The organism is Paenibacillus sp. FSL W7-1287, from assembly GCF_038004245.1.
In the GTDB taxonomy this organism is placed as follows: Bacteria; Bacillota; Bacilli; order Paenibacillales; family Paenibacillaceae; genus Pristimantibacillus; species Pristimantibacillus camelliae.
On the sequence record NZ_JBBORD010000001.1, the window covers coordinates 3994869 to 4018802 of the forward strand.

Sequence of the window (23934 nt, forward strand, 5' to 3'; positions counted from 1 at the left end):
AACTATTTTTACCTGACTTGTACCAGCAATAAGTATGTGTTAACCCTGCTTATCTTATTCTTCACTTGTTAATCATTAGTATATTTATAGTGTAAGGTGAGCAAGCTATTTTCATATCAATGAACCCATCTAGGAGGACACAATGAAAAAAGTAATCATTAGCTGTGTGCTGATGGTATTTTTACTGGCACCAATGAGCTATGCAGCAGAAAAACCTCTGTCTATTCCGATCATTGACGCAAGTGGCAATACGATTGGTCAGGCTACATTTATCCAAGAAGGCAAAGAGGTTAATATTCACGTTCAAGCAAAGCAGCTGCCGCCAGGCGAGCATGCGATTCATATTCATGAGAAGGGCCTATGCGAGCCACCTGACTTCAAAACTGCTGGTGAGCATTTTAACCCGAAGGGCAAGCAGCATGGCTTCAACAATCCGAAGGGCTTTCATAATGGAGACCTACCGAACATCGTTGTTTCTGAGGATGGATCGGTTGATGTTACGATAAGTACAGGCGAGGTAACGCTCAAGAAGGGTAAGAAAAACTCACTTCGTAATAAGCAAGGCTCTGCGCTAGTTATTCATGCGGATGCCGATGATTATGTGAGTAATCCTGCGGGGAATGCTGGGGCGCGCATTGCATGTGGAGTCATCAGTTCTGCAAAGTAAGGAAATTCAAAAAGTCCACTTTGATCACGAGGTTACACTGTAAGCTTATTCGACATCGAATCTTGAATTCAGCTAGTGGGCTTGTGGTGCTCACGTACCCACTACGTACGCTGCGCTCCTCAGTCCCTATCTTTATTCAACCTTCTCGGTGCTGAAAGTAGGACTTTTTGATCCTTTATTGGAATCGGTAATTCAAAAAGCTCCAACTTTGATCACGAGGTAGTACTGAATGTGTATTCGACGGCGAAGCTTGCACTCAGCCGAGGCTTCTGGTGCTCACGTACCCATTACGTACGCTGCGCTCCTCAGTTTCTAGCTTCGTACAATCTTCTTGGTGCTGAAAGCTGGACTTTTTGAATCTTTATTGGAATGGTAGCTCATAAAGTTCCAACTTTGATCACGAGGGAATAATGTAAGCTCATTCGGCTTCGAATCTTGAATTCAGCTAGGGGCTTGTGGTGCTCACGTACCCATTACGTACGCTGCGCTCCTCAGTCCCTAGCTTTATTCAACCTTCTCGGTGCTGAAAGCTGGACTTTTTGATCCTTTATTGGAATCGGTAAATCAAAAAGCTCCTTCTTTGATCACGTGCAGCAAAAATAAAGGGATATTCTTGAGCGTACGTAACGCCCCAAGAATATCCCTTTTGTTGTTATCGTGTCAGTTGTATCGTCTCATTGAGTAACAACTCCCGCCGATTATCGTTGACCACTCGTTGCCGCTTCTGGCTGTCTGACGAATAAGGAGCAAAGTAAACTAATGAGAAATAAGCCGGCAAATATATGGTACACCGATAGGCTCCACTCTTGTTCAATTACAGCGATTGCTGTAATGGGGCCAAGGGATGCGCCAATAAACAAGATAAAGGTATACAGCGATGTTGCGAGTGCTCGTTTACTGCCGCCTAGCTCACCAATTAGAGCGATTAATGATGGAACGATGAGTGCAATGCCTGAAACAAAAAATACACTTACAACCGCATATTCAAGCTCCTGCTTCACAAAGCCTAGCAGTATTAAGCTCAGCACACTAGTTGCGAGTCCTGTCCGCAGAATGGCTGGCATTCCAAAGCGTCTGCATAGCTTTCCTGCAAAAGGACAGAGCAGCATCCCAACAATCCCTACCGCTCTTATCGTAACAATTTCAGAAAACTGGAGAGAAAACGGCGGCTCGCTGAGATGAAACTCGAGCGCGCTATATGTTCCGACAAAGCATAACAGCACGGTAATCGTTACGACGTAGCAAAGCAATAAGCTTCGATTGCTCAATAGTGAACCAGTTGCTTTCTGCTGTGCTCTAACGGATGCCTTGGGTGCCTCAGGTAAAAACATGACAAAGCATAGAGCCAGTAATGCATATAAGCAACCAAACACTAAAAACAAGCTTTCCCAGCCACTCCAATACGTTAATACACTAGCAGACACTTGCCCAAAGATACCGGACATTAAAAATCCAGTACTTATAAATCCAATCACCGTTACTCTCTTAGAAGGTGGAAACATCTCACCCGCATACGTTAAAGCAACAGGAGAAAACGTGGAGGCAGTAGCACCCTGTAGGCAGCGAAGAAGCAGCAGCATAGCAAAGGAATCTGTGAAAAAGGTTAGCCCCGTAGCTAGGGCCAAGCCGATTAAGCCCGCCACCATAACACGTTTTCGACCGAGACGAGTCGATAATGGACCGTAAATTAAGCAGCCTATCGCAAAAAAGGCGGAAAAGGCTGTTCCTGCCCACGCTGCAGTACTAGTCGACACACTAAACTCCTGACTTAATACTTGGATGATTGGGACAGTAAAGTATAGTGCCGATAGCACGAGCAATGCACCACTAAACAAATTTGCCGTCATCAATCGATAAGAACGTTGCTGCTGGCTCAATTCTCCAGCCTCCTTCTACTCATCTCGAAACTTATATATTGCTTCGATTCTTCGATTCATACGGCAAATATGCTTCAGATCCTATTGCTGATACTACATATGTTAACGATGATACGTTGGATTCTATCGGTCTTCTACCCATTATATGATGCCGCTGCTCTAGTTATTATTAAGCGAACGCTTAAGATACGGGCATACCAGCTCACGGAAAAGCTCAAGCGGTGAACGAGCTTTGTATTTTTGGTTTCGTGTAGATACAATGACAGCCTCGCTGCTCGGAACGACAATAATAAATTGACCGCCATAGCCGCGAGCATAGAAAAATGGCAGACCATCCTGCTCATCGCACCACCAATGCCAGCCGTAATAACCATGCTCAGGTGCTTCGACTTGAATATAGGGAGATGTCGCTTGCTTGCAAAGCTCTGCAGGAATGATCTGCTTATCTTTCCAGCTGCCTTGCTGGAGAAATAAGCGTCCGAATTTCAACATGTCCATGGCTGTCAGCTCCATGCCATAGCCACCAGTATAGTAGCCTTCAGGATCCTGCTTCCAGCGGTATTCCTCTATACCTAACGGCTGAAACAGCTTCTCCTCAGCAAGCTCAGCCAAGCTTCTTCCGCTTGCTCGTGTAATGATCGCGGATAAAAGCTGAGAGATGCCTGAATTATAGCTCCAGCTTGTCCCTGGCTCAGCGGTAAGCGGCTGATCGAGCGTATACTTTAGCCACTTATCCGTTCTCGTCATACGCGGGAAGTTATTGCTTCCTCCAAACTCGTCCCAGCTGAAGCCTGCTGTCAGGGTTAACACATGCTCAGCTGTTATGCGAAGCTTGCGCTCATCGCTGCTATGCTTTAGCTCAGGAAACCACTCTACAATAGGGGTATGTATGCTAGGCAGCCAGCCTTCAGATAATCCAATACAGTAAAGCGATGAGACGATACTCTTTGTACAAGAATTAATAGGAAGCAGCTGCTCAGAGGCTTGCTCCTGTTGTTCATATTGGAACACAATCTTATTGTGATGCTCTATAATAAAGTTGGACACATGATTGCTATGTAAATGCTTCCTGATCTCATCCTTATTCATCCTTTCAACTCTCACCTCATATCCGTCCTTTATGCTTATTATTGTTATACATAACAATAGGGGATATGCGTTTAACACCACATATCCCCTATATTATGCTGCACAATAGCAGCTTTAGCTAGTCATCACTCTGACTACTGCATTCAACCTTCGTCATAACCGCTAAGCTGCAATCATCGAAGGTTTTCATCCGTATTGATTTATTCAAATTTTGCAGCAATGCATCATTTACCGTTTCCTCGTCATGCTCCTCTAGCCAGCTCGCAACCGTTGCAAGTGCTGGTGATAGGTAATCATCCGCCTTACGATACATAGACGAGCTTGTACCATCTGACATTAGAAAATAAGCACCTACCTGCTCACGAGATGGTAAGCTCCGCTGGTGTCTTTATAGAAAGCAAGGAGCGCAGCGTACAGTATTGGTACGTGAGCACCAGAGTTTTCGCTAGCGTTCAAGATTCGACGCCGGATAAGCTACAACGCAATTCTTCGTCATCAAAGTCGGACTTTTGAACATCCTACTATAAATGTGGTTAAAAAGTTCGGCTTTCAGCGCTCCGCTTACCTTCTCTACGCTCGAACCTTCCTTCGTCAGGAGGTCGCTTTAGAGATGGTAAGCTCCGCTGGTGTCTTTATAGAAAGCGAGGAGCGCAGCGTACAGTATTGGTACGTGAGCACCAGAGTTTTCGCTAGCGTTCAAGATTCGACGTCGAATAAGCTACAACGCAATTCATCGTCATCAAAGTCGGACGTTTGAACATCCCACTTTAATTGTAAGTTCAAAAGTTCGGCTTTCAGCGCTCCGCTTACCTTCTCTACGCTCGAACCTTCCTTCGTCAGGAGGTCGCTTTAGAGATGGTAAGCTCCGCTGGTGTCTTTATAGAAAGCAAGGAGCGCAGCGTACAGTATTGGTACGTAAGCACCAGAGTTTTCGCTAGCGTTCAAGATTCGACGCCGGATAAGCTACAACGCAATTCTTCGTCATCAAAGTCGGACTTTTGAACATCCTACTATAAATGTGGTTAAAAAGTTCGGCTTTCAGGACCAAGAAGATGGGGAGAAACTAGAAAACGAGGAGCGCAGCGTACGGTATTGGTACGTGAGCACCGCAGGTTTCGGTTGAACCCCATATTCGACGTCGAATACGCTACAACGGATTACATCGTCATCAAAGTCGGACTTTTTAACCTACCTCTAAATGCGGACTTCGCCGCCTATGATGACTGACTGTATCGCAAACTCCCCATCAAGCAGCAATAGGTCCGCACGTTTGCCTACAGCAATGCTTCCATACTGCTGATCCAGCCCAATCACCTTTGCTGGATTCAGGCTCGCGATTCGGCTCGCTTCAACGACTGAGATTCCTAATTCACGAATTAAGAATTGAAAGCCTCGGATCATCGTTAACGTGCTGCCAGCTAAGCTGCCGCCATCCTTTAACCGAGCAATATTGTCTGTTACGACAACAGGCAGCTCTCCAAGCATATACTCACCGTCCGGCATGCCAGCTGCGGACATCGCGTCTGTTACGAGCACGATCCCGTCAACACCCTTTGCTAACAGCATAAGTTGAACCGCAACAGGATGAACATGCTCACCATCCGCAATAATTTCAGCGGTAATGCCCGGTGTCGTTAATACCGCACCTACTGTTCCAGGCTCACGGTGATGCAGGCCACGCATCGCATTAAACGTGTGAACAGCATGAGTTAAACCACTCTTCACTGCTTCTTGTACATCCGCATAGTGCGCATCCGTGTGACCTAGTGCAGCAACGATACCTGCTTCCGACAACGCTTTAATATAGGCAGGTGCACCATTGATCTCTGGGGCCAATGTTTGCATTTTAATGATACCTGGATAATCCTTAACCCATGCTTCCAGCCATGGCAGCTGAGGCTCGATCATGTAGCTTTCGTTCTGTGCGCCCTTCCATTTCGGATTGACGAAAGGCCCTTCCAGATGAACGCCGACTAACTGAGCATACGGCATAGGTCGCTGCTGATACTGCTGAACCGCGTCAATCACAGCTGTTAGATGCTCATTAGCACCGGTTACCGTAGTAGCCAGCATCGCCGTCGTTCCGTTCTCCATATGGAAGCGTGTTATCGTATCAAGCTCTTCCTGCTTAGCAGTCATGAAGTCCTCGCCCGCTCCACCGTGAACATGTATGTCGATAAAGCCAGGAACGAGATACGCTCCGGCTCCATCAAGTTTAACTGTATCCTCCGGCAGCTCTGGGAGTTGATCCTCAGCTGAGCCTATCGCAATAATACAATCGTTCTGTACAACTACCCACCCAAGCTCTAGCACTGATTGCTCTTGAACGACTCGTACATTGTGTATGATGGTATGTGTCATGGGAGTAAGCTACCTGCTGCTTCATCAACGAGTACAACAAGATTTGGGTGAGTTTGCAGCAGCGAAGCTGGGCATTGTGTCGTAACTGGTCCTGTAAGCGCACGTTTCACGATTTCTGCTTTGTCTGCGCCCTTTACGACGAGCATAAGCATCTTAGCTTTTAGAATCGTACCTACGCCCATTGTAATCGCTTGGCTAGGAACCTCTTCTGTTTCCGTGAAGAAGCGTGCATTGGCTTGCTTCGTTTCTTCAGCAAGGTTAACGACATGTGTGCTGCTGGACAGCTCATCTTCTGGCTCATTGAATCCAATGTGACCGTTATGCCCTAGACCAAGCAGCTGAATATCAATTCGACCTGCTGCTTCGATGCGCTCGTCATATTGACGGCATTCTTCTTCAAGCTGATCAGCTAAGCCAAAAGGAATATTTGTACGCTCAGCCACGATATCGACATGATTGAACAAATTCTCTTTCATATAATGGCTGTAGCTTTGGTGGTGATCTGGTGAAAGACCAACATATTCATCCAGATTAAACGTCGTTACGCGGCTAAAGCTAACAAGCCCTTCATTATAATCCTTCACAAGCTCTTTATAAATGCCTATCGGCGTTCCACCTGTTGCTAATCCAAGCACCGCGGAAGGGTTTACCTGTACTGTAGAAGTAATAATACGAGCAGCAGCCTCATTAAGCTTTGCTTCAGAGTTAAACTTTAAAATATTCATGTCAATCTCCTCTCTTTTGTTTCACAAATCGTTTTACGTTTTGATACGAGCGTTCTAGACGTGGAACATACGTATCGAAGTACTCACTTACTAATCCAACAAATAAGATGTCTACTAAATGCAGTTGTGCCATTCTTGAAGCCATATCCCCGCGTCTCATCCCTGCTTCTGAGGATGATATAAATAGACTGATGTCCGCTATACTCGCTAATGTGCTTGCGCCATGCTTCGTGACCGATATGGTTGTCGCTCCTTGCTCGGCTGCACTACTAAGAGCGCTGATCGTTTCAATCGTTTCTCCCGAATAAGAGAAGCCGATCGCTACGTCACCTGGCATAAGAGATGCAGCAGAGGTTTGCTGCATATGCGGATCAGAAAATACAGCTGTTGATTTACCGATACGAATTAGCTTCTGATAGAAGTCATTCGCGACCACACCAGAGGTTGCAGTTCCATATAAATCGATGCGGTTCGCATGATGAAGTACATCTATCGTCTCTCTTAGCTTACCATAATCTAGAAGCTTTGTAGTATCAGATACAGATCGAAGGTGATTTGCCGTAATCGCAGCGACAATATGATCAAGAGATTGACCCGCTACAATATCCTGATAGGTACTGCCAGCAGGCTCCTCGACAAGCTCCATCGCCAGCCTCATCTTAAACTCACTAAAATTGTCCACCTGAAATGCTCTACAAAATCTTGAAATCGTAGCTGTGCTGCTCCCTGAGAGCCTTGCCAGCTCCGTAATTGTTAAATGTACCGCTTCTCTTGGATGCTGGAGAATATATTCTGCGAGCTTTCTCTCTTGAGGTGTTAAGCTACCAACACTATCTTTCATCGCTTGCATTAAACTCAAGTAGGCATCCTCCTTAGCGAGTTGCAGCGTCATCCATAAAGAATTGTCCTGCTGCTCCTAAAACTCCAATCTCTTTACCAAGCTCCGTTCTTCGAATCGTAACCTCTTTATACATGCTTGGCAAGCAGCGCTCCTCGACTATGCGCTTCGTCTCTTCATATAATCGATGCTCGGCGCTCATCACTCCACCACCAAAAATAATTTGTGATGGGTTAAATAAATGTATTAATGAAACTATTCCGTTGCCGAGATAAAAGGCAGCCTCGTCTATAATAGCACATGCCGCTTCGTCACCCCGATGTGCGGCATCCAGCACGGCTTTACTTGTCCAAGCATCGCCTTGCTCTGTTGGAGCTAACCGCTCATTCGCAATACGCGCAATTGCAGTACCAGAGCAATAATTTTCTAAGCATCCTACGTTACCGCAGGAGCATGGCTCACCCTTGAGATCTATGGATATATGTCCGAATTCTCCTGCACTGTCTGAAGCACCCTTCACCAGTCGGCCCTCGCTCACAATTCCTGCGCCAATACCTGTGCTGACAGTAACATAGATTAAATCATTGATTTCTTTTTCTGTTCCCCATACATATTCGGCAACTGCAGCCAAATTAGCATCATTGCCTAGCTTAACAGGCACCTGGAAGCTCTGCTCAAGCTCTGTGCCAACATCAACATGATCCCATCCCAAATTGGATGCATATACAATCACCTTGCGAGCGGAGTCAATAACACCTGCTGTCGCAATGCCTATCCCAATCAGCTGTCCATCACTCGGCAGACTTTTTAATAAGGATGAAACGGATTCGCGAATCCGTTTCATCATATGATCAGAGCCAGTCTCGGGCATGGAGGGAAATTCGATTTTATCGAGTATGCTGCCTTTGGAATCGATAAGTGCTACAAGCGTTTTCGTACCTCCAATATCAATACCGACTGCACATGAATTCGTACTTTGTGTAGATATCACGGGCTGCAACCTCCTCTATAGGAAAATTATTTTCATAATTAGTTTACCAATTTAGATAATTATTTTCAACTCCGACTATTATCATTCCATATTTTCTACATTTGCATGCTATAATAGATAAAGATCTATAAAAGAATCGAGATGACAAAACAATATGTTCACTATGGCTATGTCCTATTTTCAAAAGCAATTTACAGGGAAAACAATGAATGCGAAGCAAATTTTTTCATTGATTATCCCTATTTTTATAGATTCAGCGTTCATCGTTCTAATCAGCATATTAAACACTGCCATGATCAGCTCTTCTGGTGTGGCGGCTGTCAGTGCGGTTAGTGTCGTTGACTCGCTGAATATTTTTATTGTCAGTGTATTTATTGCGATTGCAACAGGCGGTACTGTCATTGTTGCGCAATATTTTGGCGGCAGAAATCCGGAGCAGGCATCAAGAGCCGCATCACAAGCTATCTCGGCCATTGCTGTCATATCTATTTCCTTATGTATACTTATTATTTTGTTTCATTCTCAGCTGCTGCAGCTGCTGTTCGGCAGCGCTGATGCTGACGTGCTTGCAAACGCGAAGCTGTTTTTAATTGGCAGCAGTATTTCTTATCCGTTTTTTGCAATTTATCAATCGATCGTTGGTGTTTTGCGTGGTGTGTCTGAGACGAAGGCTTGTCTATTTCTATCTGTCATATTGAATTTAACATACTTTGTCTTGAATATCTTATTCATTACGGTGATGGATCTCGGCGTGCTGGGCCTTGCTATCTCATATATCGTCGCCCGTGTTCTTGGTGCCTCGATTGCAGTCTTTTACCTATTCAAAATGTGCCACGCCTTAAACGTTAAGCTCAAGGATGTATTCAAGCCCCAATTAGCTTTGCTAAAAAAGATTATGTTTATTGGTTTGCCCTTTGCGGCGGAGCAGCTGTTCTTTAATGGTGGGAAGCTGCTTACACAAACGTTTATTGTCCAGCTTGGAACACTGTCTATTACAGTCAATGCGATCAGTAATTCTCTTTCTCTACTGTTTCAGGTTGGCGGCAGCACCTTAAGCGTAGCTATCGTCACTGTTGTTGGGCAGTGCATAGGACGTCGAGAGATTGATGACGCTCGTAAATTTATTCGTTCCTTCTTATGGCTGTCGTGTGCTTTCTTCGTTGTGATTACAGCTGTCTTGCTCGCGATATTCCCTTCGCTAGTCGGACTATATAATCCACCTAGTGAGATTGTGCCTGATATATTCCAGCTCATTATTATAATTTCGGTTGCACAGCCGCTCTTCTGGTCGCTCAGCTTCATTCTGCCTTCGGCTATGCGTGCAGCTGGTGATTCAACCTTTATCTCCATCGTTTCATTGCTTACGATGTGGCTGTTCCGCGTCATTCTTGGTTATATTCTTGGCATTACATTGCAGTTTGGTCTCGTTGGTGTATGGATAGCGATGGTCGCTGAATGGGGAATTCGTGGGGCTGTGTTCTACATGCGCTTCAGAGGAGATAAGTGGTATCGGCATAAGCTTGTATAATGAAGCTTAGCTGGTGATGCGAAGGATTATTCTCAAGACTTTCGGTGGACTTCAATTTTCTCATTATGAAGTCCCGCTCCAATCACAGTGTTGTTTTAGTTGCTGTTGTTCCCAGATTTCTTTGATGAAATATACATTAGAAGAAATCCGGGAACAAAGTATATGCTTCCGAAGTAGCTTTCTTTCAGAAAGCTTTGAGGCAATCGCTACCACAATCACTATGTTTTCCGCTCGTTCGAGGAGTTGAATACTTTATAAGCAAAAAACCTCTCGCTCCTAGGAACAAAGCAGTTAACTCCATATCATTTTATCTCGTAACAACAACATTTAGTAAATCTAATCCAGGTATACCACTGAAAGCATATTATAAAGGTCGAATGACTCCCACTCATCTCCCTAAAATAATTAATCTGTGGATAGACAAATATAGAAACAATGCAAACAGTAAGATAAATAACCAACCGCTTACCTTTTTATTATTTTGGTATTCATGTATTCCCGTTACCAACATCGTTAAGCCTAAAGATAGAGTCATGTATGCTTGATATTTATAATCACCTGTTATTAATGAATATCCGGCTATTGCTATTGTAACTATTGAAAATAGAACCCGCAAAAATATTAACAAGGCTTATCTACCTCCTTGTACTAAACTGAACTTTGTTATTCTCATACTTCTGGCTGCAAGCTTTCTAACCTTGGGCCTTGTATCAACTTTAAGGAGGCATCTCCTCATCACGAATAAAAGATGAGGAGATGCCTCCTTGTTCATGAATGCTTACCTAGTGATATTGAAGCCACATTGACCAATCGGAATGCAGTTGCTCGAAATGTTACTTTACTTGAATTCTCAAAGCTGTACTGGCAGCTTTCCTTGAAACGGGATGCTGCCAACTAGAGCAAGACTTAATGCTTGCAGCATCTGAGGTCTATTTTCATAGGCACATATATAGGTATCGCTGCTACTTAATAGGGAGCGATCATAAGGATTGCGCAGCGATATAAAAATGACTTTCGATTTCTGCTGCTCAGACAGCTTAGACAGCAGCTGTACAATATGAGCTTGACCTGATGAGGATGAGGCATTATACATGCCCATCACGATCTGACCAAAGCGCTCTTGCTGCAGCATATGCACTACCTGTTCGAGCTCCTCTTCCGTTGGCTCTGTGCCAATAACGAGCTCGACAGTAGACAGCCCGAGCTGATTAAGCTGCTTGCCTAGCGTTAGCTCCTGCTCGATTACCTCGTCAACCTGAGTAGACTCTCGCACCTCAGGCCATAGAACAAGCGTCTGCTCCGTTCTATCAAGTGGCAAATAACCCGCTTGATCCTGAACAAGTGTTACAGCCTGTTCCATCATACGCTGGCAGCGCTCGATCGACTCTGCTGCACCGATCGGGAGGAAATCGCTACTAGCCTTAGCCTGCTGCAGCTTATGCTGCTGCCTCTGCTTCATGCTCAGCACACGCTTAACGGATTCATTTAGACGCTCCTCGCTAATCTCCCCTGCAAGCACTGCTTGCTCCAGCGCAGCATAAGCCTCAAGCTGCAGATCCAATCGATGGCTTACTAATATGAGGTCTGCTCCTGCCTTGAATGCTTCGACTGCTCCCTCTCCTACGCCTACACCTTCAGATATTGCCTTCATCTCTAAGCAATCTGTTACAATAACGCTTTCAAATCCAAGTTCCTCACGCAGCAGCTCTGTTAATACACGATGCGATAGCGTAGCTGGCTTACCGTCAGGCTCTAAGGCTGGAAATTGAACATGGGCAGTCATAATTAGCTCGACTCCAGCTGCAACGGCAGCTTTGAAAGGGACAAGCTCGATTCGATGGAGCCGATCAAGCGAGTGCATGACAGCAGGCAGCTCCTCGTGTGAATCAGCCGTCGTGTCACCATGACCAGGAAAATGCTTGGCACAGGCTGCAACGCCCATCTCCTGATAGCCGGATATCATCGACACACCGAGCTCGGCAACCTGCTCTGGCTGCTCGCCAAAGGATCGTATACCGATAACAGGGTTAAGCGGATTATTGTTCACATCGAGCACAGGTGCAAAATTGATCGTTATGCCGAGCTGGGCAAGCTCCATGCCGGATATCTTCCCTGCATCATAGGCGTACTTCGCACTCCCCGCTGCACCTAGCGTCATCTGACCGGGCATAACGGTAACGTCACGGTCAATCCGAGCGACCATTCCGCCCTCTTGATCGATCGCAATAGACAAAGGTATACTGTTCCATCGTGCAGACTGCTGCTGCAGCTCCTGAGACAACGCAATAATCTGCTCGCTATGTGATACATTACGCCTGAAATAAATGATATTGCCCAGCCTGTAATCCCGCAGCAAGTCCTGTACATGCGGCGGCACATGATGTCCGTCAAAGCCAAACATAAAGATTTGGCCTAGCTTCTGCCTTAGCGTTAATTCACTCAGCTCACCATACATCAATCATCCCACACTCCCATTCTGCTCGCGATATTCCGAAGGGAGCATTCCCACTCTCTTCTGGAACACTTTATTAAAATATCTTCGCTCCGTATAACCAACAGACTTCGCTACATCGGAGATGCTCTTCTTAGTGATAGAAAGCAGCGATTTCGCTCGTTCAATGCGAGCCTGAGTCACAAATTCAATGAACGTCATGCCATATTGCTGCTTAAATATGGTGCTAAAGTAGCTCACACTAATGTTTAAATATTGCGCAACCTCCTCAGCAGCAATATCCTCTGACAAATGCGATTCGATAAAGTCCTTGGCAACATGAATCGATACCTGCGGACGCTTATTGGAATGCTCAGAAAAGGCCTTCTCGACCATATGAGTGATCAATAGCGTCAGCTCTCTCAGCTTACTTGTCGCGTTTAATTGTCGCCACACCTGCTTTTCCGTTGCAGATTGAATCGCCTCATAGCGGCGAAGCTCTCTGAGCATATAGACGATAATCGAGTGAATGAGCATCTCCAGCTGCTGCAGCGATTGCATGGTGCGTACACGCAGCAGCTCATTCATACGCTTGAGTGAGCTTCTAGCAGCAGCCTGATCCAGATGCTTAATGGCTGCAATGCATTGATCGGCACAGTGCCATATGTGCTGCTCATTGCTTTGGCGGGTGTCCTCTAGTTCCCTCACGGTCACATACGGTTGATGTGCAAACGAAAGCTCCTTGCACATCGTATTCCATACAAGATATAGCTCCTCCGCCGTCATTGCTCGTTCATAGGCTGCGATCGCAAGCTCCTCTCTGCCATCCAGCGAACGGGCAATCTGCTTCATCATCTGCTCTAGCTGACTACCATTCATATGCGGCAGCTTCCCTGCTAGCACTAAAGCCCAAAATCGATCTGCGACATGCAGCAGATGCACATGAGAATCAGCAGCATACGCTGCCATGCCTTCCTTCACGCTCGCAAGCTGATCGCTTAATAGACTGTGCGATTGCTCGGCTTGCGGAAGCTCTAGCACAAACAGCGCTAGCCTGTTATCCGACAGCACAAGTCTATCATTTGCCCCAGATTGGCCTTCTCTATGAAAGCCACGGATATATTCAAGCAATGCTTTCTCATAGGCGATATGCTTCATACGATGCTGCGTCTCTTCGGCATATTGATTTTGCTGCAGCTTGTCACGAATGTGCTGCACTGTTTTCTCAAACAGCTGTATAAGTGCATCATAATCAATTGGCTTTAGCACATAATCCATTACCTGATACCGCAGTACAGAACGCGCATATTCAAATTCCTGATAGCCAGTGAGCATAATAACCTCTGCTTCTTGGTCAATTTGTCGCAGCTCCTGCAGAAACTCAATCCCATCCATTACAGGCATTCTTATATCACAGAAAATGAGCTGGGGATGATGAGCGTGAATAAGCTCCAACGCCTGCACTCCATTTTTAGCTGTACCGACAACTTCCACCCGGTGTTCATCCCATGGCAGCACCTGCTGCAAATTGCGTATAATATTGATTTCATCATCAATCAATATCGCCTTTAGTTTCACGAGCATCCCCATCCTTTCTTCTTGGTATTGTCATCTGAATAATGGTGCCAGCGTATGGCGTGCTGCAAATCATGAGTCCGTAGGGCTTGCCGTAACGCAATCGTATACGATCGGCCACATTTCTAACGCCGATCCCTCTACGCTCGCCTCGCTCTGGCGAATTATCAAAGCTCACTTGCTGCTCTGACAAATACGTGAACTTCTCCAATTGAGCTTGCGGTATACCTAATCCGTTATCCTCTATTCTAAAATATATATGCTGCTCGTCGGCCGTAACAGCAATACGAATCAAGCCTAAATACTCAATCCCTTCAAAGCCATGCTGTATACAATTTTCTACAAGCGGCTGAAGCGACAGCTTCAACGTTAGCTCATGCTTCAGGGCATCAGCTACGACAATCTCGTAATCGAACAGCTCCTCGAACCGATATTTTTGTATATCAAGATAGCTGCGAACGTGAGCAAGCTCCTGCTCAATCGTTATTTCCTCCTGCTGCTGGATGCTGATTCGTAAAATATTGCCTAGCTTCGAGACCATCTGACTTACTTTCTTCCCTTGATTCTGAATAGCGAGTATATTGATTGATTCCAGCGTATTAAACAAAAAGTGCGGTTTAATCTGCGCCTGTAGTGCTGTCATCTCGGCAGCCCGCTTCCGCTCATGCTGCTCCTGCAGCTCGGAAATTAGCTGCTCCAGCCGATAGATTAGCCGATTCGTTCCTCGCGTGAGCAGACCGATTTCATCGTTGCCGCGAACGTCAACCCGTGCCTGTAAATTGCCCAGCTCCACCTCGCGCATTACCTTAACAGAATCTATAATTGCCATCGTAATGCGGCGTGCAAAATATATAATAAAGACACAGGCAAGCAGCATGCACAAGCCAATTAACGACGACACAGCAACCGCGATCCATCTAATTTCTCCAGCAATGACACTCCAAGGCGTGACCGCAATTAATCTCCAGCCTTCATAATTATCAAATGCTGTAACAGACACAATCGAGTCTACACCTTGAAAATCTGTGCGCAGGCTTGCATTACGCTCACCCGTATTCACCTTTAGCTCAGACATTAGATCGCCTAGCTGTCTCTGCTCCAGCAAACCGTTGCTGTCGTACATAATGAGCCCATCCGCATTTACAATGATATACTTCGTAAACTCTTGCTTATAGCGGAAGTATCTAAAGATCGCCTCTAAATCTGAATTGCGAATTTGTACGAGTAATATTCCTTTGTTATCTAAGGTATCAATATCCTTTACAACTCTTGCAAGCGTAAAGACCTGATCGTTGCCTGTTAGCTCTGTATGCTCATAAGGCCCAATCCATAGCGGAAGGCCATCCCGCTTGATGACCTCTTGATAGATCGGCAGCTCGATAAATTGCTCAAATGTGAGCGGGGTAAAGCTAGCCTTAGAGAACAGCTTATGCACGTTCTGCTGCTGCAGCGTATACATAAAGGCATAGCTTACAGAAGGATGATTGACAAGCAGCTCTCTAAAATTGCGCTGGATCGCATTCAGCTCTAAGTAATTGATTTGATCGAGCTCAGTAGTCTGCAAATTGTTTAACGCCTCCTGAATAGCACGGCTCGCGATGGTGCTGTCCGTTACGTTATTCATATCGTTAAACACTTGATCGACGCTGAGCAGCAAGGCGCGCAGCGTCAGCTCCGTAGCTTCGGAATAGCCAAGTGCAGTACGATTCGAGATATACTCATAGGAGATCGTACCTAGCACAAGCAGCGGCAATATAATTAAGCCTACAAAAGCCATGACCAGCTTTTTTTGCAGAGACATACAGCTTCACAATCCCTTCCCTTATCCCTTCACGCTGCCAGCTGTAACACCCTCTATAATTTTTTCCTGCAGGAAAGCATATAGAATGAGCACCGGTGTCACGCTGTATACAATACCTGTGCTAATGAGCGCATAGTTCGTCTGGAACGCATCACGGAAGCCAACCATTCCCGTTGGTAGCGTTTTCAACTCATCCTTGCTAATAAAGAAATTCGCTAGCAAATACTCGTTCCAGGAGCCGAGAAAATTGACAATAAATACGGTAACGAGTGCCGGCAAAGTTAACGGCAGTATAATTCTATAGAACAATCGAAATGCACCCATACCGTCGACGATTGCCGCTTCTTCCAGCTCGCCTGGAATAGATTTCATAAATGCTGCGATAAGCAATACACTTACAGGCAAGGCGCCTGCTGTATACGGGAGAAACAGCGCCCAGTGCGTGTTCAGAATTCCCATATTCATGACAAGAATATACTGTGCAATAAACAGCACATTTCCAGGAATAAGCATGCCGATCAGTACGAATTGATAGATCACTTTACTGACCTTCATAAACCTCATCCGTGTTAATGCATACGCTGTAGCCGCTGATAGCAGAACACCGGTAAACGCTGACGTCGTTGCCAAATATATACTATTAAAAAAGTATACATTAATTTTCGCCTTCACCCAAGCATCGATGTAGTTTTGAACATAAAAACTAGTAGGAAAAGCAAAGGGGCGCTCCGCAATCTCAATATTGCTTTCCTTTAATGAAGAAAACAATACAAACACAAACGGAAACATAACGACCGCCACGTAGATAAGTAGGATCATATGTGGTGATGTTCTCTTTAATATTGTCATGGCCGTCTCACTCCTTCGTTCTTCCAAATGTTCCTTGATAGATTGCAGTTAGCAGTAACGCAAAGGCAAAGATGACTAGTGAGATTGAAGTGCCCAGCCCATAGTTCGGATTGACACCCATCGCTTCATTGACCAAATAGGAAGCCATAACCTCGGTTGCTCCAACCGGCCCGCCTTGCGTCATAACAAGTACGATATCGACCACACGCATCGCTCCTGCAATCGATAGCATCACAACGACAGAGACAATGGGCTTTATAAGCGGTACGGTTAAGTACCATGCACGCTGTATGCCTGAAGCGCCATCAATCTCAGCAGCTTCATTCATTTCCTTAGGCAGCGCTAATATGGCAGCAAGCACAAGTACGATATAAAAGCCCATCCACTGCCACGCATTGACGACAAGTACAGCAGGCAGCGCCCAAGCAGAATCAGCCAGCCAATAAATCGTATCTACTCCAAAAAGGGAGAGCAGCTTATTTACAGGACCGATGTTCGGATGAAGGACAAAGCCCCACAATATCCCGATAACTGAGGTCGATAATATCGAAGGGATGAACACCATTGTTTTGTATAGTCGCTGCAGCCTCCGAACATTAGCTATTAATATCGCAAAAAATATAATGAGCGGTACTTGAACCACCACCGCAAAGGCAATGAACAGCATATTGTTGCCAATCGCGTGTATAAAATCAGAATCGCGGAATATCGCGATAAAATTATCAAAGCCAATAAACTTGTATTGCGATAAGCCGTTCCAATCCGTAAATGCATAAAAGGATGAGGTAACCATCGGATAAATAAAAAACAAGCAATACAGTACTAATGTCGGTACAACCATAATTAGATAAATCCAAGGATTTCGCAGCGTTTGCTTCATCTGTCTTCCCTCATTTCTTATTAAAATAGGGGAGGCTGCCTAGCATCGGCGACTCTCCCCCATTCAAAAGCTATTATTCCTCGCTCGCTTTATCCTGCACTGCCTGCATCTTGTCGCCGACTGACTGTGGTGTTTCTCTGCCAGCAATCAGCTTCAAAATTAGATCCTCGGATTCCTTGTAGACAGAGGATGGCACGGTGGAGTCAAAGTGAGAGAATGCGCCGCCAGATTCACTCATAATCGTAATGACCTTCTTAACGATTTTATCCTCCACTTGATTCATGGCATCACTAGACAGCTTAATGGAAGGCAAAATTCCATCCTCCAGCAAGCCTCTTAGCTGCATTTCCTCACTGTACAGATTTTTGATAAAGGCTTTAATCGCAACAAGCTCCTGCTCCGTTAGATCTGAAGAAAAGCCGTAGCCGTTACTGTAGTTACCATTAACGAAGGTTTGATCGCCAATGCCGCCATCAACCGCTGGCATCGTGAAGAAGCCGACCTTATTCGTTAATGCGCCTGCTTGAGCCTCATCACTAAATACGGAGGATCTCCAGCTTCCATCGAACATCATCCCTGCTTTGCCTGTTACAAACTCATTTAGCATATCCGCATATTCGAAGCCAAGCTCACCCTTGGTGAAATAGCCTTTTTCTACCCATTCCCCGTACTTTTCGAAGGCAGCCACTACTTCAGGGGAATTCCATGTCGCATCACCTGATGCTAGCCCAGCGATGGAGTCAGGTCCTGCATAGCGACCAATTAGTGTATTGACGAGCATTAACGGCACCCATGCTCCTTTAGATCCCATTGCAAAGGCTGTGTAGCCATTGTCTGTAAGCGTTTGCGCAGCATGCTCAAGTTCATCCCAAGTTTTTGGTTCAGTTAAGCCAAGTGACGCGAACAGCTCTTCGTTATAGTAGAAGCCTTCTGTGTTACCACCGATCGGAAGACCGTAAACCTTACCATCTAAAATAAATTGATCCAGATTCAAAAACTTATCACTGAGCCCAAGCTCTTCAATGATTGGAGTCAAATCAAGCAAACGACCCGCTGCACCGTATTTTAGTGCATCGCCTTCACCGCCAAACAAATCAAAAATTTTCGGCGGGTTGCCTGCAGCCATCTCTGCTGGTAGCTTCGTAAAGCGGTTGACGCTATCCTCTACGCCTTCAAGCTCAAAGGTTAAGCCTGGTACTTCTGCTTCCGTCATAGCAACGACATCATCCAATATCGCTTTACGGAATTTTTGTGCTTCTCCGATCTGGATGTGACGAAGTGAGACGGAGAATGGTTCTGCTGGTTGCTCTGTGTTTTCAGCTGTGGGCGTTGGTGAAGGTGTGCTCGTGCTGTTCGTTCCCTCGGTTGCTGAGTTTCCATTGTTACCATTGTTCCCATTGCTTCCGTTGTTTCCACTACATGCTGTTAGCACGGTAGTTAATACAAGAACTAGCATTACGACTGTCATTAACGTTTTCTTCATAACTTGACCCCCTCATAATAATGGATTGTATCATGATCATTACTAATCCCTTCTTACAGCTAGATTATAGCAACGAATATAGAATGATATAAGAACGATATTTTTTAGGTTACGGGGGAATTTTCTTTGATTTGTTTGCTGCAAACATGGTGTTGAAGGCAGAGTTGCTCTTTGAAGGTCGCTGTAAACATAGTGTTGAAGGTAGAGTCGCTCTTTAAGGCCGCTACAAACATAGTGTTGGGCAAAGGAGCTATTGTAAGCCCGCTACAAACATAGTGTTGTTTCAATTGCTGTTGTTCACGGATTTCTTAATGTACTTCTAAGGTAGAAATCCGTGAACAAAGGCAACCGCTACCGCTTTTACACAATCACTATGTTCTCCGCTCGGTCATGGATGTACCCTGCATGTCTGTAGATCAACACTATGTATTTCGCTTAATCATGGATGCGCTCTGCGGCAAAGGTTGTAGTTCAACACTATGTTTTTCGCTTAGTCATGGGTGTAGTGTGGCTTGGTTGTCGATCATCACTATGTTTTCAGCAGTTTGGTTGGGGGGGTGTTTGTAGGTTGAACTGTGGTTCAGTAGTGAAGAGATTGGCTTGAAGCATGATAATGTTTACTTAGGTTATAGTTCGGCTGCAAACATTGTGTTGGGCAAAGGAGCTCTTGTTGGCCCGCTACAAACATAGTGTTGGCAAAGGAGCTATTGTAAGCACGCTACAAACATAGTGTTGTTTCAATTGCTGTTGTCCTCTGATTTCTTGAATTAGTATCAATGTTGAGAACAGAGGACAAAGGCAACCGCTGCGCTTTTACACAATCACTATGTTCTCCGCTCGGTCATGGATGTATGCTGGAATGTTTGTAGATCAACACTGTTCTCCGCTCAAGCATGGATGCAATCTGGCAAGGTTGTAGTTCAACACTATGTTTTCCGCTCGGTCATGGATGCACTGTGGCAAGGTGTACTTTCAACACTATGTTTTCCGCTGGTTGGTTGGGGGTGGACAATAAAAAGAGCAAATGCCTGACTGAGTTAGCCGTGGAATTTGCTCTTATCTCTTCTTATTTATATGCGAGTGATGTCCATTGTTGGTTGCTTACGCCGCTACCTTCGCTTATCTAGTTGCTCTTCAGGGGCAACTATTTATTTTGTCGTTTGTTCACTTCAATTGTAATGAACTCCGGTAAGTAGTTAGGGGTGCAGCCCTTTGATACCATTTCATCTTTGTAAAGTCCTGTTTTCTCACCAAGCTCAATACAACGTGCACGATGCTCTTCATTATAGATGCCTATCCAGCCTGCAACAAAATTCATTGCCCATTGGACTTCCGGTTCTTCCTGCGCAATTTTTGCTTCTAATGCTGATAGTAATTCTTCGGTATTATCTGGCGGTGTTTGTCCAGTCCATCTCAAGCGCGCTTGATAATACCAGAAAATTCTTCTTTGAAGTGCTGACGGGCTATTCTCCCATGATTCCATCAATGCAATTGTCTTTTTGTCTTTGGTAAGCTGATTAGCCATCAACCAATCCATTAAGTTATTTCGCTCATCAAAGGTGTGAATTTGCATATCCTGATCAAGCTTATCGAGCACATCTTGTGAAAGAAGTTTCTTATCCATAATTAGGATTGCTAATAGTCTTGGCATAAACTGTTCGGTGGACCAAAGCTCCATCGCTAGCTCATGATCTTTTTTAATGTCCTTTGCGATTTTTCGTATGTCGCCTAGCTTCGTTTTACTATTAATCTGAGACAGGATGTTTTCCGCTTTTGAAGAGCGTTCTATTGTTGTAGCTTTATGTGCATTCATGTTATACAACTCCTTCCTAGCAAAGATTCTCTCATTGCCTTACATAATTATCTCGTTTCTCGTTTAACGGCCAATATATCGGCATCTGCGCCAATATCACCGCGAAGCTTCTTTCTTGCTTCTACCGGTGTTCTTGCTAATATTGTTGCAACCTTTTGTTCACCTTTAACTTCATATGTTACGAGGAAGCATTGTTCACCGCATCTCATTTTATCTCTTCCTATCCCTCGATATACTGGGCGTGCAGCTCTTCAGCTATGCTCAGCATTTTAGCGTAAATAATTTCATGCGAAACAAACACGTAGATGTCTCCATCATAATATCGAAATGGAATTTGTGTTTCTCCAACCTGCCACATAAAAATCTCGCCTTCGATGGTCATCACTGTGCCATTTTGCCGAACAGAATATTGCTGCGTATATAAGAAATCATGTTGCTCTGCAAAAAAAGCTTTGCATTCTTCAAGAGATATCGCATTTTCCACATGATTTTCGTGTAGCTTTCTTGTAATTCGAAATCTTGTATTATTCATTATTTAACCCCATTTTTTAACCTTAGTGTACTTTTTGCTGCATATAACAAATTATATTATAGCATAGCAGATAATTTTATCCTGTCTAATGCCTCATTCAAAAAATGAATAGACATCCACTCCAACACGAAATATGATTAGACTAACCTTATCCTACAAGTGAAAAATAACTTTAAGGAGACCTTTATGATCCTAGTCCTTATGCTTTTGAGTTATTTAATCGGTTCTATTCCATTTGCCCTAATTGTCGGTAAGAAATTGTTTAATATTGATGTGCGTCAATACGGCAGTGGGAATTTGGGAGCAACCAATACATTACGAATTTTGGGTAAACGAGCAGGAATCGCCGTTATGATCGGAGATATTGCAAAAGGTGCTTTAGCAACCTCATTAGTCTATGTATTCGGATATGACATTCACCCTATCTACATCGGTATATTTGCTATTGTTGGCCATTGCTTCCCAATATTTGCTGGTTTTAGAGGCGGGAAGGCGATGGCGACTACTGCGGGAGTTTTTATCGTTATTAATCCGTTAATGTGCTTAGTTGGCATCGTTTCTTTTTTTGGACTTATCTTTATTACCAAATACGTCGTATTCGGTTCATTAGGCGGAGGTTTATCTATTTTTATTTATTCTTTATTCACTGACGATGTCACCCTTATGGTGATTACAGGCTGTTTATTTCCTTTTCTTCTGTTTTTGCATAGATCGAACATTAGGAATCTCCTAAATGGAATCGAGCCTAAAACAAATGATAAACGATTGAAAAGTGAGCGAATTTATAGGAAGAAATAACATCTAAGTAGCTGCTACAAACAAAGTGATGTTCCCATTGCTGTTGTCCTTTCAAAAAAGTATGCTGCAAGGGAGAAATCAGAGGACAAAGCATATGCTTTCGATGTATGGAGGGAGCAGAAAAAACCGCTTATTCCATGGCTGTAATAGACCTGGGATAAGCGGTTTTTGTTATTTAGATGAGAGTTCCTATTATTAGTACCTAGCGACGATCATTTTCTTTCTTGTATAGAACTCTACGCCGTCTTTTCCGTTTGCATGCAGATCACCGTAGAAGGATTTCTTGTAGCCCGAGAATGGGAAGAATGCCATGGGCGCAGGTACACCGACATTAATGCCTAGCATGCCCGCATCGATATGGTCGCGGTAATGTCGAATCGCTTTTGCGCTGTTCGTATACAGCACACCACCATTTGCGAATTCAGATTGATTAGCTAGCGCGATTGCTTCATCCAGCGTGTCTACTCTCACGATTGACAGCACCGGTGCGAAAACCTCATCGCGCCATATCTTCATTTCGCTCGTTACATGATCAAAGATGGTTGGACCAACAAAATAGCCCTTATCCATGCTTTTCGCTGCTTCTCGTCCGTCCAGCAGCAATGCCGCTCCTTCCTCGACTGCACCATCGATGTAGCTAATGGTGCGCTCCTTATGGCTTTGTCGGATGACAGGACCTAGGAAATAATCTCCCTCGCTACCATTTCCAATTGATAGCTCCTTCGCCGTTGCTACGAGCCTATCAATTAATGGCTCGGCGACTTCCCCAACTGCAACGACAACCGAGGTCGCCATGCAGCGCTCACCTGCCGAGCCGAAGGAGGCATTGATAATTTCCTTCACCGTCAGCTCAAGATCCGCATCAGGCAGCACGATGGAATGGTTTTTAGCACCAGCTAGTGCCTGTACTCTCTTGCCATGAGCTGCTGCTGTTTTGTACACATATTCCGCAACTGGCTGTGAGCCTACAAAGGATATCGCACTAACATCTTCATGCTCCAGCAATTCATTAACGACATCATGTGAGCCATGCACGACATTGAATACGCCATCTGGAAGTCCTGCCTGCTCTAGCAGCTCAGCAAGTCTGCATGCCAAGATCGGCGTTCTCTCTGACGGCTTCAGTACAAATGTGTTGCCACAGGCAATCGCAAGAGGGAACATCCAGCATGGTACCATCATTGGGAAGTTAAATGGCGCTATCCCGCCAACAACACCGATTGGATAGCGATACATCCCTGACTCCAAACCTGTTGCTATGTCAGGCAGCACGCTGCCCATCATCAGCGTTGGAGCTCCAGTCGCAAATTCTACACATTCAATCCCACGCTGTACTTCACCATATGCCTCACTGTAGCTTTTACCGTTTTCAATCGTAATGAGCTTCGCCAGCTCCTCCCAATGCTCAACGAGCAGCTGCTGATACTTAAATAGTATTTTCACCCTTTTCGGAACCGCTGTATTTTTCCACGATGGAAATGCTGCCTTAGCTGCTTGTATCGCCTGCTTTACCTCCACTCTTGTCGAGTGTGGTACTGATGCGATTACAGCACCTGTTGCGGGATTAGGCACGTCTTCTCTGTTTTCGCTGCTTGATGCTATCCATTTGCCTCCGATATAGTTCTCGATTTGCTTTACTGACATCACTATTGCTCCTCTCCGATTGAATCAATTAGAGACCTGCTTACTTAACTAA

21 protein-coding genes are annotated in these 23934 nt (G+C 44.9%); 3 read left to right on the forward strand and 18 right to left on the reverse strand.

The features are described 5' to 3' along the window. Window positions 1–142 precede the first annotated feature (142 nt). A complete protein-coding gene (locus NSQ99_RS17995) occupies window positions 143–667 on the forward strand; it encodes a superoxide dismutase family protein (protein ID WP_251667561.1) in 525 nt (174 codons plus the stop codon). Between the two features lie 698 nt (window positions 668–1365). On the opposite strand, the gene NSQ99_RS18000 is transcribed toward NSQ99_RS17995, so the two are convergent. From NSQ99_RS18000 to NSQ99_RS18030, 7 genes are all read right to left on the reverse strand, one after another. Next, on the reverse strand, window positions 1366–2544 hold the full coding sequence (locus NSQ99_RS18000) for an MFS transporter (protein ID WP_340838267.1): 1179 nt from the start codon (window positions 2542–2544) through the stop codon (window positions 1366–1368). A gap of 159 nt (window positions 2545–2703) precedes the next feature. Beyond that, window positions 2704–3648, reverse strand: coding sequence for a serine hydrolase domain-containing protein (locus tag NSQ99_RS18005; protein ID WP_340838268.1), 945 nt, complete (start codon window positions 3646–3648; stop codon window positions 2704–2706). A 103-nt stretch (window positions 3649–3751) separates the two neighbouring features. Then, on the reverse strand, window positions 3752–3970 hold the full coding sequence (locus NSQ99_RS18010; protein WP_340838270.1) for a hypothetical protein: 219 nt from the start codon (window positions 3968–3970) through the stop codon (window positions 3752–3754). Window positions 3971–4827: 857 nt separating this feature from the next. Continuing rightward, entirely contained in the window at window positions 4828–5994 is a 1167-nt protein-coding gene (nagA, locus tag NSQ99_RS18015; protein WP_340838271.1) for an N-acetylglucosamine-6-phosphate deacetylase, read from the reverse strand. Then, window positions 5991–6719, reverse strand: a complete 729-nt coding sequence (gene nagB, locus NSQ99_RS18020) for a glucosamine-6-phosphate deaminase (protein ID WP_340838273.1) — start codon at window positions 6717–6719, stop codon at window positions 5991–5993. Before nagB ends, nagA begins: the two co-directional genes overlap by 4 nt. A gap of 1 nt (window position 6720) precedes the next feature. Beyond that, window positions 6721–7569 carry a MurR/RpiR family transcriptional regulator gene (locus NSQ99_RS18025; RefSeq protein WP_251667680.1) on the reverse strand — a complete coding sequence of 283 codons (849 nt, stop codon included), beginning with the start codon at window positions 7567–7569 and terminating at the stop codon, window positions 6721–6723. A 22-nt stretch (window positions 7570–7591) separates the two neighbouring features. After that, on the reverse strand, window positions 7592–8548 hold the full coding sequence (locus NSQ99_RS18030; protein WP_340838274.1) for an ROK family protein: 957 nt from the start codon (window positions 8546–8548) through the stop codon (window positions 7592–7594). Window positions 8549–8717: 169 nt separating this feature from the next. Here NSQ99_RS18030 and NSQ99_RS18035 point away from each other — a divergent pair, with 169 nt between their 5' ends. Beyond that, on the forward strand, window positions 8718–10076 hold the full coding sequence (locus NSQ99_RS18035; protein ID WP_340838275.1) for an MATE family efflux transporter: 1359 nt from the start codon (window positions 8718–8720) through the stop codon (window positions 10074–10076). Window positions 10077–10464: 388 nt separating this feature from the next. Here the strand turns inward: NSQ99_RS18035 and NSQ99_RS18040 are convergent, their stop codons facing one another. The 10 genes from NSQ99_RS18040 to NSQ99_RS18085 all read right to left on the reverse strand — a co-directional run bounded on the left by NSQ99_RS18040 (window position 10465) and on the right by NSQ99_RS18085 (window position 21440). After that, window positions 10465–10611, reverse strand: coding sequence for a DUF3953 domain-containing protein (locus NSQ99_RS18040; RefSeq protein ID WP_340838831.1), 147 nt, complete (start codon window positions 10609–10611; stop codon window positions 10465–10467). Window positions 10612–10926: 315 nt separating this feature from the next. Next, the gene (gene nagZ, locus NSQ99_RS18045; protein WP_340838832.1) at window positions 10927–12531 is read right to left on the reverse strand and encodes a beta-N-acetylhexosaminidase; all 1605 of its coding nucleotides are present in this window, start codon (window positions 12529–12531) and stop codon (window positions 10927–10929) included. A gap of 3 nt (window positions 12532–12534) precedes the next feature. Next, a complete protein-coding gene (locus NSQ99_RS18050) occupies window positions 12535–14085 on the reverse strand; it encodes a response regulator (RefSeq protein ID WP_340838276.1) in 1551 nt (516 codons plus the stop codon). Then, window positions 14060–15883, reverse strand: a complete 1824-nt coding sequence (locus tag NSQ99_RS18055) for a cache domain-containing sensor histidine kinase (RefSeq protein ID WP_340838278.1) — start codon at window positions 15881–15883, stop codon at window positions 14060–14062. Before NSQ99_RS18055 ends, NSQ99_RS18050 begins: the two co-directional genes overlap by 26 nt. A 21-nt stretch (window positions 15884–15904) precedes the next feature. Continuing rightward, complete coding sequence (locus NSQ99_RS18060; protein ID WP_340838280.1) at window positions 15905–16732, reverse strand: carbohydrate ABC transporter permease; 828 nt, start codon at window positions 16730–16732, stop codon at window positions 15905–15907. Window positions 16733–16739: 7 nt separating this feature from the next. Next, a complete protein-coding gene (locus NSQ99_RS18065) occupies window positions 16740–17612 on the reverse strand; it encodes a carbohydrate ABC transporter permease (RefSeq protein WP_340838281.1) in 873 nt (290 codons plus the stop codon). A gap of 73 nt (window positions 17613–17685) precedes the next feature. Next, window positions 17686–19095: an extracellular solute-binding protein gene (locus NSQ99_RS18070; RefSeq protein WP_340838282.1), complete on the reverse strand. Its 1410-nt coding sequence runs from the start codon at window positions 19093–19095 to the stop codon at window positions 17686–17688. A gap of 1144 nt (window positions 19096–20239) precedes the next feature. Beyond that, the gene (locus NSQ99_RS18075) at window positions 20240–20908 is read right to left on the reverse strand and encodes a DNA alkylation repair protein (RefSeq protein ID WP_340838283.1); all 669 of its coding nucleotides are present in this window, start codon (window positions 20906–20908) and stop codon (window positions 20240–20242) included. A 47-nt stretch (window positions 20909–20955) separates the two neighbouring features. Continuing rightward, complete coding sequence (locus NSQ99_RS18080; RefSeq protein WP_251667543.1) at window positions 20956–21117, reverse strand: hypothetical protein; 162 nt, start codon at window positions 21115–21117, stop codon at window positions 20956–20958. Window positions 21118–21128: 11 nt separating this feature from the next. Further along, window positions 21129–21440, reverse strand: coding sequence for a hypothetical protein (locus NSQ99_RS18085; protein WP_340838286.1), 312 nt, complete (start codon window positions 21438–21440; stop codon window positions 21129–21131). A gap of 186 nt (window positions 21441–21626) precedes the next feature. Between NSQ99_RS18085 and plsY the strand changes: the two genes are divergently transcribed. Beyond that, window positions 21627–22238 (forward strand): glycerol-3-phosphate 1-O-acyltransferase PlsY, encoded by a 612-nt coding sequence (gene plsY / locus NSQ99_RS18090; protein WP_251667541.1) that lies wholly within the window; start codon window positions 21627–21629, stop codon window positions 22236–22238. Between the two features lie 195 nt (window positions 22239–22433). Here the strand turns inward: plsY and NSQ99_RS18095 are convergent, their stop codons facing one another. Beyond that, complete coding sequence (locus NSQ99_RS18095; protein ID WP_340838289.1) at window positions 22434–23882, reverse strand: CoA-acylating methylmalonate-semialdehyde dehydrogenase; 1449 nt, start codon at window positions 23880–23882, stop codon at window positions 22434–22436. Between the last annotated feature and the right edge of the window lie 52 nt (window positions 23883–23934).

Excerpts from the sequence above, each read along its gene's own strand:
- nagB (WP_340838273.1), bottom strand. The coding sequence starts at position 6,719 with ATGAATATTTTAAAGTTTAACTCTGAAGCAAAGCTTAATGAGGCTGCT.
- NSQ99_RS17995 (WP_251667561.1), top strand. The coding sequence starts at position 143 with ATGAAAAAAGTAATCATTAGCTGTGTGCTGATGGTATTTTTACTGGCA.
- NSQ99_RS18040 (WP_340838831.1), bottom strand. The coding sequence starts at position 10,611 with ATGACTCTATCTTTAGGCTTAACGATGTTGGTAACGGGAATACATGAA.
- nagZ (WP_340838832.1), bottom strand. The coding sequence starts at position 12,531 with ATGTATGGTGAGCTGAGTGAATTAACGCTAAGGCAGAAGCTAGGCCAA.
- NSQ99_RS18080 (WP_251667543.1), bottom strand. The coding sequence starts at position 21,117 with ATGAGATGCGGTGAACAATGCTTCCTCGTAACATATGAAGTTAAAGGT.
- NSQ99_RS18075 (WP_340838283.1), bottom strand. The coding sequence starts at position 20,908 with ATGAATGCACATAAAGCTACAACAATAGAACGCTCTTCAAAAGCGGAA.
- NSQ99_RS18095 (WP_340838289.1), bottom strand. The coding sequence starts at position 23,882 with ATGTCAGTAAAGCAAATCGAGAACTATATCGGAGGCAAATGGATAGCA.
- NSQ99_RS18035 (WP_340838275.1), top strand. The coding sequence starts at position 8,718 with ATGTCCTATTTTCAAAAGCAATTTACAGGGAAAACAATGAATGCGAAG.
- NSQ99_RS18065 (WP_340838281.1), bottom strand. The coding sequence starts at position 17,612 with ATGAAGCAAACGCTGCGAAATCCTTGGATTTATCTAATTATGGTTGTA.
- plsY (WP_251667541.1), top strand. The coding sequence starts at position 21,627 with ATGATCCTAGTCCTTATGCTTTTGAGTTATTTAATCGGTTCTATTCCA.
- NSQ99_RS18085 (WP_340838286.1), bottom strand. The coding sequence starts at position 21,440 with ATGAATAATACAAGATTTCGAATTACAAGAAAGCTACACGAAAATCAT.
- NSQ99_RS18010 (WP_340838270.1), bottom strand. The coding sequence starts at position 3,970 with ATGTCAGATGGTACAAGCTCGTCTATGTATCGTAAGGCGGATGATTAC.
- nagA (WP_340838271.1), bottom strand. The coding sequence starts at position 5,994 with ATGACACATACCATCATACACAATGTACGAGTCGTTCAAGAGCAATCA.
- NSQ99_RS18025 (WP_251667680.1), bottom strand. The coding sequence starts at position 7,569 with ATGCAAGCGATGAAAGATAGTGTTGGTAGCTTAACACCTCAAGAGAGA.
- NSQ99_RS18060 (WP_340838280.1), bottom strand. The coding sequence starts at position 16,732 with ATGACAATATTAAAGAGAACATCACCACATATGATCCTACTTATCTAC.
- NSQ99_RS18055 (WP_340838278.1), bottom strand. The coding sequence starts at position 15,883 with ATGTCTCTGCAAAAAAAGCTGGTCATGGCTTTTGTAGGCTTAATTATA.
- NSQ99_RS18070 (WP_340838282.1), bottom strand. The coding sequence starts at position 19,095 with ATGAAGAAAACGTTAATGACAGTCGTAATGCTAGTTCTTGTATTAACT.